We start from the raw sequence: 17,877 nt of genomic DNA, 5'->3' as shown, positions 1-17,877 counted from the left end.
AGATCGATGGATTCGTTCGGTCGATCAGGGATCTGTGGGTTACTTGCGCAGAACCTTCGTGCGCAGAACCGACTCGTTCAGCTTGAGCTGACGATCGAGCTCGCTGACCGTTTTGGGCTCGGCATCGAGATCGATGACCGCGTAGATGCCCTCGCTGTGCTTCGAGATCTCGTAAGCGAGTCGGCGCTTGCCCCAGATGTCGACGTTGTCCACCTTGCCGCCGTCGTTACGGACAACATTGAGGAAGGTATCGAGTGAAGGGGCGACGGTGCGCTCGTCCAGATTCGGATCGAGAATGACCATCAATTCGTAGTGACGCATAAGACCACATCACCTCCTATGGGCTCATCGGCCACGGACTGTCCGTGGCAGGAGGGTCGCCTGCGTCGGCAACCGCTCCACCATACACGGGGCACCCCTGACCAGCGAAATCATGATCCGCCACCGCGCTGACAACCCGCCGGCTGATTCCGGACCGATTCTGTCCTGTATCGGTCCTAGCGTGAGTGGTCGGTGATCACGAGGTCACCGCTCCCACAGAAACCGCCCCACAGAAGAGGTAGTGACATGAAGCTGGCAGCCACCCGGATCATCACCGACGACGTCGACGCCCTGGTGGCGTTCTACGAGAAGGTCACCGGCCTGACGGCCAACCGCCTGCATCCGCTGTTCGCCGAGTTCGCGACGCCGACCGGCACGCTCGCCATTGCGAGCTCGCAGACCATCGCCCTACTCGGGGAGAACGCCCTGGAACCGCGAGCCAATCGCTCGGTCACCATGGACTTCATCGTCGACGACGTCGACGCCCTCTACCCGACGCTGCAGGGCATCGTCGACGACTTCGTGAACCAACCCACGACGATGCCGTGGGGCAATCGCTCACTGCTGTTCCGTGACCCCGACGGGAACCTCGTCAACGTGTTCAGCCCCGCGACCGCCGCGGCGCGAACGCGTTTCGCCCAGTGAGTTCGCCTCGTCCTGCAAAGACACGTCGGGGCCTCGGGTAGGTGACGCAGCCCACCGCACACCCATCTCCTACCCTGTAGGCCATGCCCGCGCTCCGTTCTTCTCCGACCATGGGCTTCGGGCAGTACACGCGCTCGCGCCGCGGTGAAACGGCACTGATCCTCGTGGTTTCGCTGCTTCTCACCTCGGTAGCTCTCTACTGGTCCTACGTCATCAAGGTGAAGTGCGGCGGTGAGCCCTTCTACCCAGACGGTCGCTCGCACCACTTCCCCGTCGGTGACGTGAACGCGGTCGTGCCCTGCTACTCCGACCTGATGTACCTGTGGGTCGGGCGCGACATCAACAATCACGTTTTCCCGTTCATCCACGGCGGCATCACGGCCGACGGACATCTGTTCGGCGGCTCCGTCGAGTACCCGGTGCTGTCTGGCCTGCTGATGTACCTCGGTGCGATCGGCGCCCACAACGACACCGAGTTCTTCACGCATTCCGCGCTGATCCTCACACCGTTCGCGCTCGCCATCACGATCATGCTCGCGCTGATGACCCGCTGGTGGGTGTTGCTGTGGGCTGCCACCCCGCCGTTGGTGCTCTATGCGTTCCACAACTGGGAGCTGCCCGTGGTGGCGACAGCGGTCGGTGCCGTCGCGGTGATGGCGTGGGGAGCGTCGATCAGTCCGCGCACCGGAGAGCGACGGCTCACCCTGCGAACGTCGGCGGTTTTGGCCGCCATCCTGTTGGGAATCGGCTTCTGCCTCAAGCTGTACCCGGGCTTCTTCGCTCTGCCGTTGGCGCTGTATGTGCTCACTCGCGGCGGCGAGGGCGTCGGTGCGGATCGTCGGGGTCGAGCAGGCGCGCTCGACTGGACCGGTGCCGTCATGACCGCGGTGTCGGCGGCGCTGACGGTCGTGGCGATCCAGCTGCCGTTCATGATCCTCGGCTTCGAGGGGTGGAAAGCTGCACTCTCGTTCCAGGGCAAGCGCAAGTCCGAGGTCGACACCAACTCCATCTGGTACTGGGGTCTCCGGCATTTCACAGGGGGCCAGACCGACACCTACAACTCACTTGTCGGGATGTTGTCGCCGCTGCTGATCGTCTGCGCGTTCGCGCTCGCCGTGTACCTGGGCTGGCGGGTGTATCTCGAGTCCGGGACCTACCCGTGGATCGGCGTGTCCGGTTCGATGCTCGCCGGATTCATGTTGTTCCACAAGGTGCATTCACCTCAGTACACCCTGTGGATCCTGCCGTTCTTCATCCTGCTGAGAACACGCTGGCCCATCATCATCGCCTACCTCATCGCCGACTTCATCCTGGACACCACCATCTTCCGATTGTTCGGCATCTACACCGCGGGGTCGCCGATGCAGTGGTGGGTCATGACCGGCGTCAACATCGGTGTGTGGGTGACCGCAGCGATCCACCTGTACCTGATGTTCGCCTTCGTACGCTCCCCGCTGCGAGAACCGTTGGCCACCATCGTCGCTCCCCGGCCACGACCCTCAGGCGAGCCCGAACCCGTCCTGGCGACGTCGTCGTAGAGGAGTCGAAGTGACCGACTGGCTCGGTACCAAAACGCTCGTCGGTGAGCGGGTCACGCTGCGCCCCTTGACCTTCGACGACGCTCCCGCGCTCGCGCAGGTGGTCGACGATCGGCAGCGCTTCGCCTGGACATCGGTACCCGACGACGAGCAGTCGGCACGTGCGTACATCGCCGCGGCCGACGCCGACGATTCCCGGATCGCCTACGCCGTCGTCGACAACAGCGACGGTCGGGTGGTCGGCTCGACGAGCTTCTACGACATCGACCAGGCCAACCTCGCGGTCGCGATCGGGTACACGTTCTACGCCGATTCCGCGCAGGGCACGGCAGTCAACCCCACGGCGAAGTACCTTCTGCTACGGCACGCATTCGAGGAGTGCGGGGCCGTCCGCGTCGTCTGGCACACCCACGAGAACAACGCGCAGTCACGGGCAGCGATAGCCAAACTCGGCGCGACATTCGAAGGCCTTCTCCGCAAGCATCGCCGTTGGGCGGACGGCTGGCGCACCACCGCCCAGTACGCCATGACCGACGACGACTGGCCCACCGCGAAAGCTGCTCTGTTGCAGCGACTCTCACGTTACGAGTAGGGCATACCGACCCGACTGTCACGCGCATCGTGATACCTGTCGTACCCGGTTTTTCGCAGGTATCCCGGCTCGCCCAGATCTGTGACGGACCGCTCGATCTTCGGCTTGATCGTCGAGAAGTGCTCTGCCGCAGGCGAGGTGGGGCTCAACTCGGACAGCATACCCATCCAGTGGTAGACGAGCTTGAGGTCGTGTGCTGTCAGCGGTCCCGGTACCCAACTGTCCTGTGACCACGTGTCACGGTGCCAGGTCTGCCATCCGTGATCCCATCCGCTCGGTGGCGCTATCGCGACGAGACCGTTGACCACGATGTCGAGGCGCTCGACGCCGATCTCGGTACGCCAGCGGCGCAGCAGACCGAGGTAGTCGACGTACTCGTCGGCCGACCAGTTGGTGCTGCTCAGCGCGTCCCACCCGGACCAGCGCAGTGCCCGCGCGATCGCGGGTTCGAGCACCTGGCACGGGTGGTCGGCGGCGCCGGCACCCGCGAAGTAGAGATACCAGGTGAATCCGCTCGGCCCGAAGCGGTCGATGCGATTGGCACGCCCCGGACGCAGCAGGTCGTAGGCCGTATCGGGATCCGTTGACGCCACCTCGGCGGCCTTCTGCAACAAGCGCGCCACGCGGTCGCGATTGGCACTCACCGCGACGATGCGCTTGCGGTTGTCGGCCATTGCGCGGCCCGTGCAGAACGCGACGGTGTTCCACAACAGCGCGAGGGCTGCGTCGGGATTCGCCGACGCCTGTGCGCCGAGTTCGAACAACTCGACCCGCGACCGGGACGAGCCGATCGCGGCGTCGGGAAGCCCTGCGGTCACGAGTTCGTCGCGCCACCAGGCTCCGTCGGTCTGCACTGTGTCTGTCATGAGGTCGGCGGCGCGGTCACGATGCGTCACCCAGTCGATGAGTTCGGTTGGGGCTGAGATGTCGGGTGGTGTCATGCAAGCTAGGACGTCGAAAGGCGTCCCGCGGTTCCACCCGGATTCCCTGCCCCCACCGCGTCGGGATTCGCCGATTCGAGCGGCGGGTACGCACCGACGGCACCATCGAGCGGTCCGCCGGCGGGGTCGTCGAGCGGCCTACCGAGGCGGTCACGTCGCACGAGGTCGTCCTCGGGATGGTAGATCTGCCAGATCACGACGATGCACAGCACCAACACCATCAGCCCGCGGAGCACCACCGCGAGCGTGAACCAGCCCTCGGGCAGCCATCGTCGGGAGGGGTCGAGAAACAGCGACATCCGGGGCACCCACACGAGTGCGTCAACCACCATCCATGCCATCAGCAGCCGCGTGTGGGGGATCGCCAGCACGGCGAGCGGCACCAGCCACAGCGAGTACTGCGGACTCCACACCTTGTTGACAAGCAGGAAGCCCGCGACGATGAGAAAGGCCAGCTGCGCCAGCCGCGGGCGCGTCGGTGCCCGCAATGCCATGTAGCCGATACCGCACGCGATCATCACCAGCAGACCGAGCGTGACCGCGTTCAGCAGTGTGATGTTCCATGTGAAACCAGCCGCTTTGGCGATGATGCGGAAGATCGTGTCGGAGTCGGCGCCGCGCTCGCCGTTGTAGCGGAAGAACTCGTACCAGCCGCGTGGATAGAGCACGAGGATCGGAAGGTTGACGACGACCCAGGTGAGCACTGCTACCGACGCCGCTGCGAAGAAGTCGGTCACCCGTCTGGCGCGTAGGCACAGCACGAGGAGGACGAACAGCAGCAGGATCGGATACCACTTCGACGCGACGCCGAGTCCGATGAACAGCCCGGCCAACCAGGGCTTGTTGCGCGACCACGCCAGGATCGCGACTGCGACCATCGCCACCGCGATGGCGTCGAAGTTGGTGAACGCGTGCACGATCACCAGGGGTGAGAGTGCAGCCAACCACGCTGTCCAGATGCGGACGCGGGCCGTCAGTGCCGTCGCCCAGACAACGACGAGCCAGAACAGCGCGAGTCCGAGTGCCACGAGGTCGAAGAACAGTACGACACTCAGCGCACCCGGGATGCCGAGATTGTCGTGCAACCACTCCCACCCGTGCGCCGCCTGCGCCGCTGCATACATGTAGAGCCCGGTCAGCACCGGATACTCCATGTATCGCTTGATGGTGTTGCCGTCCTGGTCTTGTTGGAACCAGTACGCGCGATAGGGAAATGCCCCCTTGTCCAGACGTTCTGCGCCGTAGAGCGCGATCACGTCCGAATAGCAGAGGTCGGTGAACTGTCTCTGGTTGTCCCAGTCGAGCCGCATCGAGTGCCCGGCGTCGTTGGCGGCCGACGTCGCAGGAGCCTGTTGCAGACATCCCGCCTTGCCGTACCAGCTGAGCGCCAGCGCGCACAGAGAGAGCAGGAACAACACCCGGATCGGCGTCCACCGGCGACTTCGGCCGACGGCGCCATGCGCACCGAGCGGACCGCCGATCGCGCGACTCGCATCCTCGACGACGGGGTCGGTGCGAGAGAGGATCACCCGCGCATCGTCGACGCGCTTATCGTTCGAGAGAGTGACCGGACTCGCCACACCCCCGTCGGAGATCACGCTCTCCTGTGTCCTGGCCGACGCGGCGTCGTCGAGTCGCGTGCCCGGCGACGAGTGACGATCAGCCGACCGGCGGCTCAGGGGTGTCTCCGCCCTCGTTGCCGGTGCCGCCTGTGCCTCCGGTGCCGCCCTCGCCGGTGCCGCCGTTACCGCCGTTACCGGCACCACCACCGTTACCGGTGCCGCCGTTGCCCCCGTTTCCCGGTGCCGGGTTCCCCGGAATGGGAATGGTCACGCCCGGCGCGAGGGTGATGCCGCCACCGCCGCCGTTGCCCGGGATCTGCGGGATCTGCGGGGTGTCCTCACGCTGTGTCCGGGTGCGCGGCGAATTGTAATCGGGGCTATAGGTATTGGTCGGCGCCTCGACAGGCGCGCCGGCCTGGCCGCCGACCGCTTCCGGCTCGGGAAACTCCTGGACCGGATCGCCCTCGAGCGCATTGTTCATCGACTTGCGCCAGATCTGTGCGGGCAGTCCACTGCCGTAGACCGGCGACCCCCCGTAGTTGGTCAGCGCTGTGCCCTTGTCGGTGCCAACCCAAACGGCCGTCGACAGTTGAGGCGTGTACCCGACCATCCACGCATCCTTGTTCTGCCCGGTATCGCCGAGCTGGGCGGTGCCGGTCTTCGCGGCCGACGGACGCGCACCATAGGTGTCGTCGGAAAGCGAGTTGCCGTTCGAATAGGCAGCGATCGGCTCGAGTGCAGAGGTCACGTTGTCGGCGACCTTCGCGGGGAAGACCCGCTTGCCCTCGTTCTGCTGATGCTCGTAGAGAACCTCACCGGTCGACGTCTCCACCTTCTGCACCATGTAGGGCTCGCGGTACACACCGGATGCAGCGAGCGTCGCATACGCCGATGCCATATCGATCACCCGCGAGGGGTACTGCCCGAGCACGACGCCGCCCTCGACCTGACCGTTCGCGTTCTGCAGTGTCTTCTGGATATCGCCGAACGACTCGGCGACACCGGCCTTGTGCGCAGCATCGGCGACCGCGCGCGCCTGACCGTCGAGGTCCATCATCAAGCGGTAGTACACGGTGTTGAGCGACATCTTCATCGCAGTCGCGAGGTTGCACGAACCACAGCTCTCACCGTCGGAGTTCTCGACGGTGAGCCCGCTGGAGGTGGTGTACGGGGCCGAGCTGTAGACCTTCGACAGCGGGATGCCTTGCTGCAGTGCGGCGATCAAGGCGAAGACCTTGAACGACGATCCGGTCTGCAGGCCTGCCTGTGCATAGTCCCAGCCCTGGCCGTCATCGCCGCCGTAGTAACCCCGGACTCCACCTGTCTTGGGATCGATCGACACGACGGCGTCGCGGATCTTGTCGGGCTCACCGTTGAGCACGCCGTTGTCGCACGAGTAGATCTTGTTCTCCCGGCACGCCGCCTGGACCGCGGCGTTCTGCGCCTTGGGGTCGATCGTGGTGGTGATCTTGAGGCCCTCGGTGCGCACCTGCTGTTCGGAGATGTTGAGCTTGTTGAGCTCCGCCATCACCTGCCGCTTGATGAGCCCGTTGGGTCCTGGCGTCTCGACGGCCGCCGCGGGTTGCGGGTAGACCTTCGGGTACTGCATCGACGCCCGCTCGGATTGCTTGAGCGACCCGATCTGCACCATGCCGTCGAGCACGTAGTTCCAGCGTCCCTCCGACGCCACCTTGTCGACGGCGGGATCGTAATAGGAGGGTGAGCGGATCGCCGCGGCCAACACCGCGGATTCCTCGGGGGTCAGCTTGCTGACATCTTTTCGGAAGTACGCCTGCGAAGCCGCGGAGACGCCATACGCACCGCGTCCGAAGTAGATGGTGTTCAGGTAAGCCGCCATGATGTCGTCCTTGGACCACTGCCCCGACATCTTGGTCGCGATCGCGAGTTCCTTGAACTTGCGCTCATAGCTGTGTTCGTCACCGACCAGTGCGTTCTTCACGTACTGCTGGGTGATGGTCGAGCCACCGCCCGCGTCGGAATTGTTGGTGAAGCGCCCGAGCACGGCTCGACCGATGCCGGACACCGAGAAGCCCTCGTTACTGCGGAACTGCCGGTCCTCTGCCGCGATCACCGCGTCCTGCATCGATGTGGGGATGTCGGTGATCTTCACGTCGGTGCGGTTGCCCTCGGGCGGCACCACCTTCGCCAGGGTCTTACCCGTCGAGTCGGTGATGAGGGCGACCTGGTTCTGTTTGATGTCGCCGGGACTCGGCACGCTCACCATCGCGTAGGTGATCGCGAACGCGAGAATTCCGATCAAGATCACTGCGGGAACCAGCCCGCCGAGAATGCCGAGGGTCCAGGCGATCAGGCGATGCCGCGACTGCGTAGCCTGCTCGGCATCGTTCTTGGCCGACCTGCCCGGCCGTTTATCCGCGCCGCGCGACGACTCCGTCCCGCTCATCGATCACCTTTCCGCACCGCAACCCGAGTGACGCGTACGTCAACCTGTGCTGTGTTGTTCGAGGTCAGAACCGCCATCGTGGTCGGTTTACCGCTCCTCACAGTACTTCTCCATCGCTTTTCGACCACCCCACTGTGACGTATGCGGTGCTCGCGCGGCAAAAACCTGCGGCACACACCACACACGACGCATCGTCGACGAGAATCACAACCCTCGTCGACCACCGTGGAAACAAACCGTTATTCGGCCACCCGGCGACGTCGTCGTGTCGATCGTGGCGGCAGACCCGCAACGTACGACTGGACGAGATGGTTCCAGCTACACGTCCGGCAGACCTCGACGACGTGGACCGTGAACTCCTCGGCGGTCGCGTCGAGCTTCGCGATCTCTTCTGCGGTACGCGCCGACCCCGATACCTGGCCGAGGCGGTCGCCGAACACCCAGGACACCAACGTGACCTGCTCTTTACGGCAGATCGGGCATAACGTCGGCGACGGGCGCCCATGGAACTTGGCAGCGCGCAGCAAATACGGATTCGCGTCGCACACGTCGGCGACGGCTGTCCGGCCGGAGTGGACATCGGACAGTCGGGACCGACGCTGCAAGGCGTAGTCAACGATCTGGCGCACGTGTTTCAGCGTACGTCGTCGTGCTCGACGGCGTCCTCGTGACGCCCCGGCCAGGTGCGCGTCAGTCGCCGGCCATCGCCACGACACCTTGTGGCCACCTCCCCGTCGACACGGTTATATCGGTGCGATACATTGAGAACCACATCGACGCGACATGCCACTCCGTCCCATCGGACGAGTTCCGCGCCCGCGTTCACCCGCAAGAGAACCCGAGGAGGTGCGCCCCATGCTGGAACTTGCCATCCTCGGATTGCTGCTCGAATCGCCGATGCACGGCTACGAACTGCGCAAACGCCTCACCGGGTTGCTTGGCGCATTCCGCGCGTTCTCCTACGGCTCGCTGTACCCGACGCTGCGCCGGATGCAGGCCGACGGTCTGATCGACGAGGCGAGCGCTCCTGCGGGCGTCAAGGTGCGTCGCGGACGACGCGTGTACCAGCTGACCGAGAAGGGCCGCGCCCGGTTCAACGAGCTCGTCGCCGACACCGGTCCGCAGAACTACACCGACGACGGGTTCGGCGTCCACCTGGCGTTCTTTTCACGCACCCCGGCGGTAGCCCGGATGCGCATCCTCGAGGGACGTCGACGTCAGGTCGAAGAGCGACGCGAGGGACTTCGGGAACTGGTCACACGCGCGACGCGTGCGTCGGATCGATACACCCGCCAACTGCACGAGCTGAGCCTCGAATCCAGCGAGCGCGAGGTGCGCTGGCTCAATGAGCTCATCGCCGCAGAACACACACTTCCGGACGCGAGCCCACAGCCGGGCCGCGACGGGACAGAAGAAACACCCGAGCCGCCGGAATCGGCTGCGCTCGACACCGCCCCGGTGCCCCAGAACTCACCGGCGGTGACCCACGTTCCAGGGTCCAGCGATGTTCGCGGTCCCAGAGAAAAAGAAGGAGAACCCGACCATGGGTGAGCCCAATAAGGTGCGCGTGGCCATAGTGGGCGTAGGAAACTGCGCTTCATCCTTGGTCCAGGGCGTTCAGTACTACAAGGACGCCGACGAGAACTCGACCGTCCCCGGTCTGATGCACGTCAAGTTCGGCCCGTACCACGTGCGCGACGTCGAGTTCGTCGCCGCATTCGATGTCGACGCCAAGAAGGTCGGCTTCGACCTCTCCGACGCCATCTTCGCGAGCGAGAACAACACCATCAAGATCGCCGATGTCCCGCCGACCGGTGTCACCGTGCAGCGCGGTCACACCCTCGACGGCCTGGGCAAGTACTACCTGCAGACGATCACCGAGGCCGACGGCGACGGCGTCGACGTGGTGCAGACCCTCAAGGACAACGACGTCGACGTCCTGGTCTCCTACCTCCCGGTGGGCTCCGAGCAGGCCGACAAGTTCTACGCGCAGTGCGCGATCGACGCGGGCGTCGCCTTCGTCAACGCCCTGCCCGTATTCATCGCCTCCGACCCCGAGTGGGCCGAGAAGTTCCGCGCCGCCGGTGTGCCGATCGTCGGCGACGACATCAAGAGCCAGGTGGGCGCGACCATCACCCACCGCGTGATGGCCAAGCTGTTCGAGGACCGCGGCGTGGCGCTCGACCGCACGTACCAGCTCAACGTCGGCGGCAACATGGACTTCAAGAACATGCTCGAGCGTGAGCGCCTGGAGTCGAAGAAGGTCTCCAAGACCCAAGCCGTGACGTCGAACCTCACCGGCTCGCTCGCCGGCAAGGTCGAGGACAAGAACGTCCACATCGGACCGTCGGATCACGTTGCGTGGCTTGACGATCGCAAGTGGGCCTACGTTCGCCTCGAGGGCCGCGCCTTCGGCGACGTTCCGCTGAACCTGGAGTACAAGCTCGAGGTCTGGGACTCCCCCAACTCGGCAGGCATCATCATCGACGCTGTGCGCGCCGCGAAGATCGCCAAGGACCGCGGCATCGGTGGCCCGATCCTCCCGGCCTCGGCCTACCTGATGAAGAGCCCGCCCGAGCAGCTCGCCGACGACGTCGCGCGCCAGCAGCTGGAGACGTTCATCGCGGGCTGACGCCTGATCGTCCGACCCAGCGTTTCCGTGGCGGTTCTTCCGAAGGGGAGGACCGCCACGGTCGTTTCGGTGTCACCCGAACTCGCCCAGCAACTCCACGAGCCGCCCGTACTCGACGTCGGGATCGCAGTGGTCGGGGCCGCCGGCGACGATGTCGATCAGCTCACTCTCACCGGTACACCACTCGACGCACTCGGTCGTAACCGTGAATGTTCTTGCTGCAGAGCCTTGCTGGTGCTCGCCCGGAGTCGCGTGGGCATAGTGCAGTTGCGTACTGTCGATATCGACTCGTCCCATCGGCGAATTCGAAGTCGGCCACGGGCCGCCCGTCGAACAGCAACTGGATACAGTTAACCAGTTCGGACAGCAGCACCTCGCCCGGCATCACCACTCCCCGCCACCGGACCACCCGCGAGTTCTCGACGAGCTCGACGCGAAGGGTGAGCACCGGACACTCGTCGTCGAGTAACTCCCCGTCATCGGGATAGAGGTCGTCCTCGCCGTCGGCGTCCCATGCCAGAAAGCGCTCCTAGTCGAGATGATGCGACGACAGCGGAGTCGGAATGTGGTTGTGCCGACGCATGTTCTGCGCTCTGCCGGCGAGACCGCGTCGGGCTTTGCGCCGAGCGCGTCGTGCGGACTTGTCGATCGATTGTCTCCCCACGCCGGTGAAGATATCGGTGGGTACCGACAAATCCGGCGTACCTCACATCACCACCTCCCCCGCCCTCGCCTCCGCGAGTTACTCTCGCGCCGCCCGTGCTCTTCCCGGCGTAGATACTGCCGGTGCTCGAACTCCTTCATACCCGCACTCAGTGGTCTCTCAAGCCCTAGGGGCACAGCGTATTTACCGTCCTCCAGACGTATCCACCCGTAGGTGATCATCTCGTCGAGGGCCTCGCGGATCCCCGGTTTGTCCACGTAACAGGGCTCGTCGTGAATCCGGAGTGCGATTTCCTCGGCAGCGTCGTTGTCCATTTCATCGTCGTCCCCGTCGTCCCAGAGGGAGTCGAACCAGTCGACGCCGCGCGGGATGGAGGACGACCCGGCGTCGATGAACGCGCAGAACTCCTCGCTCGAGCCGCGGTTGCTCATCGATCGATGGTCTTCGAGGAGTCGAACGACCCACTCCGAGAAGGTAGCCCATACCTGATCAATCGGCGGGCGCCCATCGCGCCAGTCCTTGGCGCCGGAGCCGCGGTGGATCACGCCGTCGCCGCCGTAGGAGATCAGGGCATGCTCGGGGTTACCCGCGTAGTGGATGAGTCGCGAGGCGAGCCCTGCGGAGATGCCGAGCTTCTTCGCGCACGCGTCCAGGCCCTCCGGCAGCTGACCGCCCTGCGCGGTCGGTTTTCCCTTCCCGATCCACTTCAGGATTCCGACAGGCTGCGCATGGGTTCGCCGGACAGCAAGACCTGCCGTTCGGCGTCGAAGTCGTCGAGGCGCAGGCCGTCGATCGCGGAGTCCACCACGGTGCGCGCGGCCCGCAACGCCGCGGGCGTGCCGCTCCACTTTCCGCTGGATTCGGTGAAGATCAGGTAGGTGTGCAGGGCGAAGCCGAGCTTCTCGCCCGGCACCAAGGTGTCGAGTGCGGCCCGGAAGGCGAGCCCTACCTCGGTGAGAATCTCGGCGTCGGTGGCCGTCCAGGCGATCGGGTCGAAGTCCGGGTTCGCTTTGTCCGCCACCCGGAATGCGGCGAGAAGGTAACGGCTCAGCAGCATTGAGTCGTCGAAGTCGATCTCGGGCACCTCGGCAAGCGCCCACAGGCGGTATTCGTCGATTTGTTCTGCACGTCGCGCCTCGCGTTGCCGTTGTACGGCGAGGTCATCGGACATGTCTCGAGCCTACGAAGTCGGACCGGTCTCGGCGAGGCCATCGGGAGGATCGATGGCGGGCACGATGCGGTCGTGAGTGTTTCCCGTGGAACAACGGTGACCTGGGCCGCCGCCCGCAGTGAGAAGGACTGTCGGGACGATCCGGCACAATCGGCCCATGCGACGAGGACGTCTGGCGCTCGGGGCGTCCGTGGTTGCGGTCGCCGCGATCGCAGGCTGTGCCGCACCCGGAGACCCGGTGACCGTCACCTCACCCGACGTGACCGCGGTGAATGACATCCCACCGAGCTCCGCGACGTCATCGTCCTCGGTCGAGACAACCGCGCCCACCGCACTCTTCCCCGATGCGGCGCTGGCGTGGTCGCAGCTGCAGGCGCTGCCGGTCAAGGGTCGCGCACCCAAGACGGGTTACAGCCGCGCACAGTTCGGTCAGGCGTGGTCGGATGACGTGAACGTCGACGACGGTCACAACGGCTGCGACACCCGCAACGACATCCTGCGCCGCGATCTCATCGACATCGTCCTCAAGCCCGGCACGCGCGGATGCGTGGTCTTGTCGGGCACGTTGCACGATCCCTACACCGACAAGGCCATCGATTTCACGCGCGGAGAGGCCACCTCGTCGGCCATACAGATCGACCACGTCGTGGCGCTGTCGGATGCCTGGCAGAAAGGCGCGCAACAGCTGACACCGCAACAGCGCATCGACTTCGCCAACGACCCGCGCAATTTGCAGGCCACCGACGGACCCACCAATCAGAAGAAGCGCGACGGCGACGCCGCGACCTGGCTACCTCCGAACCGTACGTATCGATGCACGTATGCGTCGCGGCAGATCGCCGTGAAAGCCGCCTACCACCTGTGGGTGACCTCGGCCGAGCGGGATGCGCTGGCTCGCATCCTCGGTACGTGCTCCGTTCAGCCTTGCGCCTGAGTCCCGCAGTCCGGAGGCCGTAACGGTGAGGGCCGTAGCCTTGACGTCATGGGCCCTCGCACCGGCATCGCCACATGACCCCCGCACGCCGCTGGGTCGCCCTCGGTCCCGGTGGCCTCGATGATTTCGCCCTCACCGACATCGAGGTGACGTCGCCCGCGCGTGGTGAGGTGACGATTGAGGTGACCGCCGCCGGTGTGAATCCGGCCGACCTCAAGCACGCGCTTGCCGCGACGGATTTCCCGCTCCCGATCGGGTACGAGGTCGCGGGCCGGAACATCGCACTCGGTCCCGACACCGAGATCGGTTCGGGTGCCGTAGCAGTCGGCCACGAGGTGCTCGCCTTCCGGGTCAGAGGCGGGTATGCGACAGCGCTCACGGTGCCCGCGGAGAAGGTGTTCGCGCGGCCGGAGACCCTGGGTGTCGACGAGGCGGCCGGACTCCTGCTGGCGGGTACGACCGCCGCCGACATGCTTCGTGCGGCCAGTACCGCGCGCGACGAGCTGATCGTGTTGCACGGTGCGTCGGGAGCGGTTGGGGTGGCGCTGCTGCAGCTGGCGCGTCTGTGGGGAATCCGGGTCATCAGCACCGCAGGTCCCCGATCGGGCGAGCGCGTACGCGACTTCGGCGGCCTGCCCGTCACGTACGGGCCCGGCGTGCTCGACCGCATCCGGGCTGCCGCCGACGGTCGACCCATCGCCGCCGCGCTCGACGCCGTCGGCACCGATGAGGCGGTCGACGCCTCACTCGAACTCGTCGCCGACCGCTCGCGGATCGTCACGATCGCCGCGCCCCGGCGCGCCGCCGCCGACGGGTTCCAAGCCCTCGGCGGCGGCCGACCGGAGGGCGCAGAGTTTCGGGATACGTTGCGCACCAGCCTGATTCGACTCACCTCCGACGGTGATCTCGTCATCCCGATCGGCGCGATCTTCGGTTTCGAACAGGCCCGGGAGGCTCTGCGCCTGGTCTCCGACGGGCATGCCGGCGGAAGGTCGTCCTCCGCACTGACCGGTGACTCGTCGCGCCAACACCCCCGACCAGACCTCCGGCGTTGGCGATTTGCTCCCGCAGAGCATCGGCTACGATTCGGAGCGACCATTCCCCGTTCGCGAAACGCCGACCCAGTTCGAACGCTATCTGGCAGAGGGACCAGGACTCGTTGGCTCACGGCCCGCTCCTTCGCGCCGGTGGGGACACCGGGCCAGCAAACCGGGCACCACTGCCAGACTTGGAACCGAGGCCAGAATCGTTCGGTGCTCGTCTATAAGGGCATGTCAACACCTGGATGTCTACGCAGCCCAGGTAGCGCGGCCGGGTGTGAATGGCCATGAGAAAGTCCCCACTGGTGGCCAGGTCGAGGTCCCCGGTGGTGGCCAGGTAAAAGTCCCCGCCTTGTGTTCGTCGTGTCGAACCTGGAATGGAGGCCCAGACGGGGACGGTAAAGGTGCCAACCGCTCACCATCACCGCCTGGGAGTTCCATTGAAGTCTGCGAGGGACCGTATGGATATCATGTCTGCTTACCGCGAAGTCGGAAGCTACCGTGCTGCAGCCGAGATCTGCGGCACCACTCATAAGACCGTCAAGCGTGTCGTTCAGCGTTTCGAGGCCGATCAGTCCGGCCAGACGCCGCCGCCACGCACACCGCGGCTCAACAACTACGACGTGGTGGCCGATCTGGTCGCGCGACGGGTGAAGACCTCACACGGCAGGATCACCGGGAAACGATTTCTACCGATCGCGCGGGCGGCCGGCTACACCGGTTCGGCCCGCAACTTCCGGCGGCTGGTGTCACGGTCGAAGGTCCAGTGACGGCGTGGGCAGCACTCGGACCGGCGACCGGCGGTGTGGACCCCGGGCGAGTATCTAGTGATGGACTGGGCCACCGACGGCGGGCTGCACGTGTTCTGCGCGGTGCTGGCGTTCTTGAGGTGGCGATTCGTGCGGTTCGCCACCGACGAAACAGTCACCACAACTTTATGTTTCATCGCTCAAGCCCTCGAACAGGTCGGTGGCGTACCCAAGCGGATACTCGCCGACCGGATGGGGTGTCTCAAGGGTGGAGTGGTCGCCCACCTGGTGATCCCGACGCCGGCCTGCATCCAGTTCGCCACCCATTACGGGTTCGCCCCCGACTTCTGTAACGGATCGGATCCGGAGTCCAAAGGCATCTTGGAGAACCTGTGTGGTCTGGCGCAATCGGATCTGGCCGAACCGTTGTGGACCGCAGCGAAGATCGCTGCCGGCCGCGTCGACATCCGCCTCGATGTCCACGACGCCAACCGGGCGGGCCGCGACTGGTGCATCGAACTGAACAACCGCCGCCCCACCGACACCTGCGCCGTCCCCGACGAGCAACTCGTGATAGAGCGGGAGATGTTGGCGCCGCTACCTTCTCTGTGTGCACAGGTCGGTCCACCGCCGGTCACCCGCAAGGTCGACAAGCTCTCCTGTATCCGGTACGCCTCGGTGCGGTATTCGGTGCCGACCCGGCTGGTCGGCACCACGGTGGCGTTGATCCAGGAGGATGGGCGGCTGCTGATCATCGACCCGAACACCAGTGAGGTGGTGGCCGATCACCAGTCAGGTGCGCCCGGTGAGGTGGTCCTCGATGACGCCCACTACGGTGGTGCCCGCAAACCTCCGAACCGAGCGCTGCGCCCGAAAACTGCTGCGGAGAAACAGTTCTGCGCGATCGGTGAGATCGCCGAGCAGTTCCTGGTCGGAGCCGCGGCGTTGACGCGGGCGGTCGCGTTTCGGCGGTTCAAAGCCGCTGACGTGCGTTCGATCCTGGCCGCCGGTGCCGGGGCACCGAACCCACGACCGGCCGGTGACGCACTGGTCACCGAGCTACCACAGGCACCCACCCGGGATCTGGACCGCTACAAGGTCACCAGCGACGAGGTGACCCGATGACCACCACCAACACCGATAGTGTTTCACCCCAACAGATACCGCCCCTGGACCCGGATCTGGACATGGGGATGCGGCGGTTGAAACTCGCCGCGGTCCGCCGCCAGGCACCCGAAGTGCTGCTGACCGCGAAAACCCAACACTGGACCCCCGAGGAACTGCTACGCACCCTCATCGACGCCGAGAGCACCGCCCGCGACGCCTCCAACATCCGCAACCGACTCAAGCCGCCGGGTTCCCCGTCACCAAAACGTTGGATAGCTTCGATGTGGCCGCCTCATCGATCCCGGCCAACACGTTCGCCTACCTGGAATCATCGGAATGGATACGCACCCAACACAATCTGGTGATCATCGGGCCCGCCGGTACCGGCAAAAGTCACACCCTGATCGGACTCGGGATCGCCGCGGTGCACGCCGGACCCAAGGTGCGGTACTTCATCGCGGTCGACCTCGTCGAAACCCTCTACCGAGGACTGGCCGACAACACCGTCGGCAAGATCATCGACACCCGGCTACGCCAGGACCTCATCATCATCGATGAGATGGGATTCGCACCACTCGACGACACCGGCACCCAACTGCTGTTCCGGCTCGTCGTCGGCGCCTACGAACGCCGCTCTCTGGCCGTTGACACCGTGGCAGTCGGAAATGATCGCCATATCGCTACCCAAGGCGAACCGGTGGATGGAACCTCGCGGCTCGTCGCCGCGGTAGCCATCCCGCGGGGCGGCGAACCGGGTGCGGTTGGATCGCCACCGCGGCAGCGGAAGAGTCGCCGCGACCCCTTAGAACTCAATTTCATTGGAACGGACTAAAGCCATACCAGGGCTCACTAGCTAGCCTGAGGCTATCGATAAGCAACGTAGGAGTCCGGAATCGGAGTGCCCGCTGTGTTCACAGCGGTTGTACCCGTGCCCGGAGTGCTATGGCGAGGGCGGCGGGTACAGCATCGCAGGACGCTTGACGTGCATGAAGTGCGCAAGCACCGGCAAGATGTGTCCAACTCACGGCGGGGCCCGACCTCGATGAAGGCACAGGTCAACGCATCAACATTCGCTCACGATCAACCCATCCATCCACAATTAGTTCGACGAGCAGTTGTGCGCGGTTGCTGACTGGTCGACCAGCTTCGAGGTAGCGACCAATAACACGCCGAAAGTGCGATCGAACCGTGCTCTCGGCGATGAAATGCCGAGCAGCCGTGTCGCGGACCGACGATCCCAACGCATAGGTGGTCAGCACCTCGTGCTCGCGACGGCTGAGATGCACCCCGCTTCGGCCAGTCGACTCTGAACCGACGATGCTGTCGAGCGCACTCCGCAAACTCCCTGCGGAGTAGGGTGAGTCCGCAAGTGCTATCCCACCCGCGCGGTCGACGTTCACACCGATCCCGATGACCTTGGCCGGGCCCACATAGTCAAGGTGCTCAGCCCTGCGGGCAAGGACAACTTTCGTCGCCGGACCCAGCACTCTGACACCGCGCAGGTCAGCAATACACGCCCGATACCCTGCTTTCTCGACCAAAGCCACCATCGCAAC

16 protein-coding genes and 2 pseudogenes are annotated in these 17,877 nt (G+C 65.1%); 9 read left to right on the top strand and 9 right to left on the bottom strand.

The annotated features are described in order from the left end of the window. Positions 1-39: 39 nt before the first annotated feature. Positions 40-321, bottom strand: coding sequence for a 30S ribosomal protein S6 (gene rpsF / locus GOACH_RS16625; RefSeq protein ID WP_005177183.1), 282 nt, complete (start codon positions 319-321; stop codon positions 40-42). Between the two features lie 246 nt (positions 322-567). Between rpsF and GOACH_RS16620 the strand changes: the two genes are divergently transcribed. From GOACH_RS16620 to GOACH_RS16610, 3 genes are all read left to right on the top strand, one after another. Next, on the top strand, positions 568-966 hold the full coding sequence (locus tag GOACH_RS16620) for a VOC family protein (RefSeq protein WP_005177182.1): 399 nt from the start codon (positions 568-570) through the stop codon (positions 964-966). 83 nt (positions 967-1,049) lie between these two features. Beyond that, positions 1,050-2,504 (top strand): glycosyltransferase family protein, encoded by a 1,455-nt coding sequence (locus GOACH_RS16615; RefSeq protein WP_040519019.1) that lies wholly within the window; start codon positions 1,050-1,052, stop codon positions 2,502-2,504. Positions 2,505-2,514: 10 nt separating this feature from the next. Beyond that, positions 2,515-3,096, top strand: a complete 582-nt coding sequence (locus GOACH_RS16610) for a GNAT family N-acetyltransferase (protein WP_005177177.1) — start codon at positions 2,515-2,517, stop codon at positions 3,094-3,096. Here GOACH_RS16610 and GOACH_RS16605 read toward each other — a convergent pair. The 4 genes from GOACH_RS16605 to GOACH_RS16590 form a co-directional block, all read right to left on the bottom strand. After that, entirely contained in the window at positions 3,087-4,037 is a 951-nt protein-coding gene (locus GOACH_RS16605; protein ID WP_005177174.1) for an 8-oxoguanine DNA glycosylase OGG fold protein, read from the bottom strand. The genes GOACH_RS16610 and GOACH_RS16605 overlap by 10 nt on opposite strands. Before the next feature lie 5 nt (positions 4,038-4,042). Continuing rightward, entirely contained in the window at positions 4,043-5,635 is a 1,593-nt protein-coding gene (locus tag GOACH_RS16600; RefSeq protein WP_005177172.1) for a glycosyltransferase family 87 protein, read from the bottom strand. A 61-nt stretch (positions 5,636-5,696) separates the two neighbouring features. Next, positions 5,697-8,024, bottom strand: coding sequence for a transglycosylase domain-containing protein (locus tag GOACH_RS16595; RefSeq protein ID WP_005177168.1), 2,328 nt, complete (start codon positions 8,022-8,024; stop codon positions 5,697-5,699). A gap of 239 nt (positions 8,025-8,263) precedes the next feature. Continuing rightward, positions 8,264-8,653: a DUF5318 family protein gene (locus tag GOACH_RS16590; protein ID WP_040519017.1), complete on the bottom strand. Its 390-nt coding sequence runs from the start codon at positions 8,651-8,653 to the stop codon at positions 8,264-8,266. Positions 8,654-8,879: 226 nt separating this feature from the next. On the opposite strand from GOACH_RS16590, the gene GOACH_RS16585 reads away from it, so the two are divergent. Together GOACH_RS16585 and GOACH_RS16580 are read left to right on the top strand one after the other, a co-directional pair. After that, positions 8,880-9,575, top strand: a complete 696-nt coding sequence (locus tag GOACH_RS16585) for a PadR family transcriptional regulator (protein ID WP_005177164.1) — start codon at positions 8,880-8,882, stop codon at positions 9,573-9,575. Then, positions 9,568-10,656, top strand: a complete 1,089-nt coding sequence (locus GOACH_RS16580) for an inositol-3-phosphate synthase (protein WP_005177161.1) — start codon at positions 9,568-9,570, stop codon at positions 10,654-10,656. Before GOACH_RS16585 ends, GOACH_RS16580 begins: the two co-directional genes overlap by 8 nt. Positions 10,657-10,728: 72 nt before the next feature. Here the strand turns inward: GOACH_RS16580 and GOACH_RS24320 are convergent, their stop codons facing one another. The 3 genes from GOACH_RS24320 to GOACH_RS24310 all read right to left on the bottom strand — a co-directional run bounded on the left by GOACH_RS24320 (position 10,729) and on the right by GOACH_RS24310 (position 12,491). Beyond that, entirely contained in the window at positions 10,729-10,953 is a 225-nt protein-coding gene (locus tag GOACH_RS24320) for a hypothetical protein (RefSeq protein ID WP_005177158.1), read from the bottom strand. 414 nt (positions 10,954-11,367) lie between these two features. Further along, positions 11,368-11,751, bottom strand: coding sequence for a hypothetical protein (locus tag GOACH_RS24315; RefSeq protein ID WP_245551926.1), 384 nt, complete (start codon positions 11,749-11,751; stop codon positions 11,368-11,370). A 275-nt stretch (positions 11,752-12,026) separates the two neighbouring features. Then, positions 12,027-12,491, bottom strand: coding sequence for a hypothetical protein (locus GOACH_RS24310; RefSeq protein ID WP_005177152.1), 465 nt, complete (start codon positions 12,489-12,491; stop codon positions 12,027-12,029). A gap of 157 nt (positions 12,492-12,648) precedes the next feature. Between GOACH_RS24310 and GOACH_RS16565 the strand changes: the two genes are divergently transcribed. From GOACH_RS16565 to GOACH_RS16550, 4 genes and pseudogenes are all read left to right on the top strand, one after another. Beyond that, complete coding sequence (locus tag GOACH_RS16565; RefSeq protein ID WP_040519016.1) at positions 12,649-13,425, top strand: HNH endonuclease family protein; 777 nt, start codon at positions 12,649-12,651, stop codon at positions 13,423-13,425. A 74-nt stretch (positions 13,426-13,499) separates the two neighbouring features. Beyond that, the gene (locus GOACH_RS16560; RefSeq protein ID WP_005177147.1) at positions 13,500-14,756 is read left to right on the top strand and encodes a quinone oxidoreductase family protein; all 1,257 of its coding nucleotides are present in this window, start codon (positions 13,500-13,502) and stop codon (positions 14,754-14,756) included. A 149-nt stretch (positions 14,757-14,905) separates the two neighbouring features. Further along, positions 14,906-16,339: pseudogene (gene istA / locus GOACH_RS16555) on the top strand (IS21 family transposase). Then, positions 16,336-16,967: pseudogene (locus GOACH_RS16550) on the top strand (ATP-binding protein); the annotation flags it as partial. The pseudogenes istA and GOACH_RS16550, both read left to right, overlap by 4 nt. 409 nt (positions 16,968-17,376) lie before the next feature. Here the strand turns inward: GOACH_RS16550 and GOACH_RS23145 are convergent. Next, positions 17,377-17,877: helix-turn-helix transcriptional regulator (locus GOACH_RS23145; RefSeq protein WP_005177135.1), on the bottom strand; the 501-nt coding region annotated here is incomplete at its 5' end.

It is taken from the genome of Gordonia aichiensis NBRC 108223 (assembly GCF_000332975.1).
Taxonomy (GTDB): Bacteria; Actinomycetota; Actinomycetes; order Mycobacteriales; family Mycobacteriaceae; genus Gordonia; species Gordonia aichiensis.
Note: the sequence above shows the minus strand (reverse complement) of the source record. Positions and strands in the feature narration are given on the sequence as shown.